The sequence below is a fragment of the Actinoallomurus acaciae genome (genome assembly GCF_042429965.1).
Classification (GTDB): Bacteria; Actinomycetota; Actinomycetes; order Streptosporangiales; family Streptosporangiaceae; genus Actinoallomurus; species Actinoallomurus acaciae.
The window spans coordinates 1-4,988 of the sequence record NZ_JBHLZP010000566.1 but is presented as its reverse complement, the minus strand read 5'-3'; the positions used below and the strand labels follow the sequence as shown (position 1 = coordinate 4,988).

3 protein-coding genes are annotated in these 4,988 nt (G+C 71.2%); all 3 read left to right on the top strand.

The annotated features are described in order from the left end of the window. The first annotated feature begins 93 nt into the window (after positions 1–93). The 3 genes from ACFFNX_RS41995 (at position 94) to ACFFNX_RS41985 (ending at position 4,018) form a co-directional block, all read left to right on the top strand. A complete protein-coding gene (locus ACFFNX_RS41995; RefSeq protein WP_378211815.1) occupies positions 94–273 on the top strand; it encodes a hypothetical protein in 180 nt (59 codons plus the stop codon). A gap of 1,419 nt (positions 274–1,692) precedes the next feature. Further along, positions 1,693–2,850: a Gfo/Idh/MocA family protein gene (locus ACFFNX_RS41990; protein ID WP_378211813.1), complete on the top strand. Its 1,158-nt coding sequence runs from the start codon at positions 1,693–1,695 to the stop codon at positions 2,848–2,850. Further along, a complete protein-coding gene (locus ACFFNX_RS41985) occupies positions 2,837–4,018 on the top strand; it encodes a dihydrodipicolinate synthase family protein (RefSeq protein ID WP_378211811.1) in 1,182 nt (393 codons plus the stop codon). The genes ACFFNX_RS41990 and ACFFNX_RS41985 overlap by 14 nt, the downstream gene beginning before the upstream one ends. Positions 4,019–4,988: the final 970 nt, after the last annotated feature.

The window sequence follows — 4,988 nt, the reverse complement described above, 5'->3', positions numbered from 1 at the left end:
GTCCCCGGACCACTCGGTCGATCCGTGTTCGAATCCTTGCAGGTCTGGATGGGCTCTTCAGCCGCAGTCTGAGGGGTCCGGGCGGCCGAAGAGTTGAAGGTCCCGTGCGGGGGGACCGGCGTCGCGTACGGCCGGAAATCCGGCGAGGCGCGGGGCCTGATTCGCGTGGCGGTCACTGGTCGCCTAGTCGGTCTGTCCCTGTTCGAGTGCTTGCAGGTCCTTTGTCGAGAGCGCACTCTGGTCCGCCTCTGGAAAGCTGCCGTCTTGTCCTGACGTCGGGTGCGACTTTGTCTCGGCGCGTTCTTCTCGGCTGGCAGGTCTGGATGGGCTCTTCAGCCGCAGCCTGAGGGGTCCGGACGTCCGGAGAGCCGAAGGTTCCGTACGGGGGATCGGTGTCGGCTGGAAGGCTCGGCAAGGCGCGGGTCTCGATCCGCACGGCGGCCCCCGGGTCACCCGGTCGGTCCATGTTCTGCGCGTTCTCGATCGAGAGCGCACCGTTGCCCGCCGCTGGAAGGCCGCCGCCTTGCCCTGACACTCGCGCCCGTCGAGCGCGGCCCCGTCCTGGCGTGTGTCGCTCGGGCGGTGGGCCTGAGCAGATTTCTCAGCGGGCGGTGAAGCCGCGCGCAGAGGTGATCGGTGTCGCGACGGCCTGAAACTCGGCAAGGCGCGGGTCTGGTCCGCGTGGAGGTCACCGGTCGCACGGTCTGGCCCTGTCCGAGTCCTTGCAGGTTCTCGGCATAGAGCGCATCCTCGGCTGCCTCCGGAAGGCCGCCGCAGCGGGCACGGCCGGGAGCGCGGAGATCCCGTCGGCGGTCTTGCCGCAGGCCGGATCTCCGCCGGGACTTCGGCGGCGGTCTTGCCGCAGGCGGTTAGTGCGCGGTGGAACTGTCCTGACACCCGCGCCCCTCGGACTGCGGCCTTGCCTCGGGTGCGCCTCTCAGACGCTGACCCTGAGCAGGCCGCCCAGAGGCGACCTGAAGGGTCGGGACGGCCGAAGAGCCGAGAGGCGATCGGCGCCGCGCACGACCCAAACTCGGCGAAACACAGACGCCGATTCGCTCGGCGACCACCGGTTGCGCGGTCGGCCTACTCCTGTTCGAGTCTGTGCGCCTTCTCGGTAGAAAGCGCGCCCTTACCCGCCTCTGGAAAGCAACCGAGCCCTGTCCTGACGCCCGTGTTCCTTCGGGCGCGTCCCGTCCTGATCCCCGTGTTCCTTCGAGCTGTCCCGTCCTGGCGCTCGTGTTCCTTCGGCCGCGGCCCTGTCCTGGCACCTGTGTCATCTCAGGTGCGTTCCGTCCTGACGTCCGCGTTGCTCTGGCGTGTGCTCCCTCTTGGGCCAGGTCCGGCGGGCTGGGGAGCGGCGCACGGTTCGAGCCGTACGTCCACCCGCTGTCCGTCGGATCGGAGATCAGTCGTGGGCACACGGTGTCACGAGCAGGTCGTGGGAGGGCGAGTCCTCCGCGCCGCTCTCGGTGCGCAGGTACCCGGCGCCTGGTCATCACGTCGCCCCAGGTGGTGACGAACACTTCGTCGTCCACGCCCGCATCGCGATCGGACACGCGCTGACTGCGATCCGCTGGAAAGGCACCGCCCACGCCGACGGCGAGACGCCCGAGATGGGCGATCTGGACACGTCACCCCACCGCTGCGTACCGTGGCCAGAAAGCGCTTTCCCCCACAGAGAGGTCATCGATGGCCGTACGCACCCTCGGCGTCATCATGAACGGCGTCACCGGCCGGATGGGGCATCGCCAGCACCTCGTCCGTTCGGTCCTGGCGATCAACGAGCAGGGAGGAGTGCCGCTCGGTGACGGTGGCCGGGTCCTGCTGCGGCCCATTCTCGTCGGGCGTACCCCCGCCAAGCTCCGCGCCCTCGCCGACGAGTACGGCATCGGCGACTGGACGGCCTCACTCACCGAGGCCCTCGCCGACCCGGACGCCCAGATCTACTTCGACGCCCAGGTCACCCAGGCGCGCGTCCCGGCGGTCACGCAGGCGATCGCGGCCGGCAAGCACGTCTACGTCGAGAAGCCGACCGCCGAGGACCTCACCGGCGCGCTCCGGCTGGCGCGGCTCGCGTGTGAAGCGGGGGTCAAGAACGGCGTCGTGCGGGACAAGCTCTTCCTCCCCGGACTGCGCAAGCTCAAGAGGCTCGTCGATGGCGGCTTCTTCGGGCGGATTCTGTCGGTGCGCGGTGAGTTCGGCTACTGGGTGTTCGAGGGCGACTGGCAGGCCGCCCAGCGCCCGTCATGGAACTACCGCGCCGAGGACGGCGGCGGGATCACCCTCGACATGTTCCCGCACTGGACGTACGTCCTGGAGAGTCTGTTCGGCCGGATCGACGCGGTGTTCGCCCGCTCCGTGACGCACATCGAGCGGCGGACCGACGAGGAGGGCAAGCCGTACGACGCGACCGCGGACGACGCGGCGTACGGGATCTTCGAGCTCGACGGCGGTGTCATCGCACAGATCAACTCCTCCTGGTGCGTGCGGGTGAACCGCGACGAGCTGGTGGAGTTCCAGGTCGACGGCACGGACGGCAGCGCCGTGGCCGGCCTGCGCGACTGCCGCGTCCAGCACCGGGGCATGACGCCGAAGCCCGTCTGGAACCCCGACCTGCCCGCGAACCACGGCTTCCGCGACCAGTGGCAGGAGGTACCGGACAACGAGGACTTCGACAACGCGTTCAAGGTCCAGTGGGAGATGTTCGTCCGGCACGTCGTCGAGGACGCGCCGTTCCCGCACGACTTCGGCGCCGGGGCCCGTGGGGTGTACGTGGCGGAGGCGGGCCTGCGATCCTCGGCGGAGGGCCGCCGAATCGAACTGGAGACGCTCGATGATCACACGTGAGAACCGGGTCCTGCGCCGGCCGGGCCGCCGCTTCCTGCTTCTCCCCGCATCGGGGGGAGCGCTGGAGTCGTACGAGCTGAAGGGCCCGTACGCCTGGCCGCGGGCGGAGGGCCGGCCCACCTCGCGCATCGCGTACGCGGCCGCGCACGTCGTGGCCGACCCGCTGGCGGAGCCGGCGTCGGCGAAGCTCGACTGGGACGCCACGCTGGCCTACCGCCGCCACCTGTGGTCCTGGGGCCTGCGGGTGGCCGACGCGATGGACACCGCGCAGCGCAACGCGGGCCTCGACTGGGACACGACCCGTGAGCTGGTCCGCCGCAGCGCGGCCGAGGCGAAGGCCTTCGGCGACCCGTACGACCTGCTCGCCTGCGGCGCCGGTACCGACCACGCGCCGGAGGCCGATTCGCCGGCGGCGGTCGCGAACGCGTACGAGGAACAGATCGCGGTGGTCGAGCAGACCGGCGCCCGTGTGATCCTCATGGCCAGCCGGCAGCTCGCCGCCATCGCCCGCGTTCCGGAGGACTACCACGAGGTGTACGGGCGGCTGCTGCGGCAGGCGTCCCGGCCGGTGATCCTGCACTGGCTGGGGGAGATGTTCGACCCGAAGCTGGCCGGATACTGGGGGAGCGGCGACACCGAGGCGGCCACGTCGTCGTTCCTGGACCTGGTGAACGCGCACGCCCCGGCCATCGACGGGGTCAAGGTGTCGCTCCTCGACCCCGAACGCGAGACGCGGCTGCGGGAGGCGCTGCCCGCCGGCGTACGGCTCTACACCGGCGACGACCTCGACTACCCCTCGCTGATCAAGGACGGCAGCGACGCGCTGCTCGGCGTCTTCGACGCGATCGCCCCAGCGGCGTCCGCGGCCCTGGCCGCCCTCGACCGGGGCGAGACCGGCGACTACGACGAAATCCTGAACCGTACGCTGCCGCTGGCCCGCAAGATCTTCGAGCCGCCGACCTACCACTACAAGACCGGCCTGGTCTTCCTCGCCTGGCTGGCCGGCCACCAGAACGCGTTCGTGATGGTGGGCGGCGCGCAGAGCGCCCGGTCGGTGCTGCACCTGACGGATGTGTTCCGGCTCGCGGACCAGGCCGGCCTGCTGCCCGACCCGGACCTGGCCATGCGCCGGATGCGCTCGTTCCTCACCACCGCCGGAGTGCTGTGAACCGCCTGTGACCCCCCGCTGGTCGTCGCGGACGGCTGCGTACGCCACGGTCTGAAGGCGATCGGGCTGTGACGCGAGCACACGGCCGCCCACGCTCGTACGTTCCGCGGGCGTGCCGTCGCTGCGCCTCCTCCACCGGGCCGGACCGGCGCGAGTGGAACCGCCGGGCCATCGGCGAGGCGGCCGGCCTCGTTCCCGTGCCGGGCGGACTGTCCGCCGGGTTCCGAGATCTCGCCGGTGCCGTGCGCGGCCGAGTGCGGCGTACGGTCGGCTGTGGAGACGCTGCATCGGCGGCTTCTTCACCGGGTCGGACTACCGCGAGCGGGACCGCCGGGCCGTCGGCGAGGCGGCGGCCTGTCTCGTCCTCATGCCGGGCGGGCTGCCCCGCCCGGTCCCGCGACCTCGCCGGTGCCGTACTGTCGGCCGTGGAGACGCTGCACGCGATGTACTGCGCGGACCGGTCGGTGGTGCCGACGTTCGCCCAGGCGTTCGACCTGGCGTCGGGGTGGTGGTCGACTGCTGTGCTTCCACGTCTGGTGGGACCCGGACGTGTTCGCCTCGGTCGCCCGCGTGGGTCACGGATCGCGAGCTTCCAGGTGTGTGACCTCCTTGACCCGCTTCCGCCGGGCGTCCTGCTGGCCGGGCGATGATGGGTGACGGAGTGATCGACCTTCGCCCGCGGCGCTGTCGAGGCGGCCGGATACGCGGGCGTCATCGAGGTCGAGATCTTCAACGCGGACGTGCGGGCCGCCGACCCGGACGAGATCGTCGCGACGATGAAGAAGCGGTACGCGGAACCGGTGCTGGCTGGTCAGCGGTCGCGGGCGGCGAGCGTACGGGCCACGAGGGCGGCCAGCAGCAGCGGCACGACGAGGTAGGCGGTGCGCAGCCCGGTCAGGTCGGCGAGGCGGGCCAGCACGAACGGCGCGCCACCGATCGCCACACCGGAGGCGAGCGCGGCGCGCGCGGC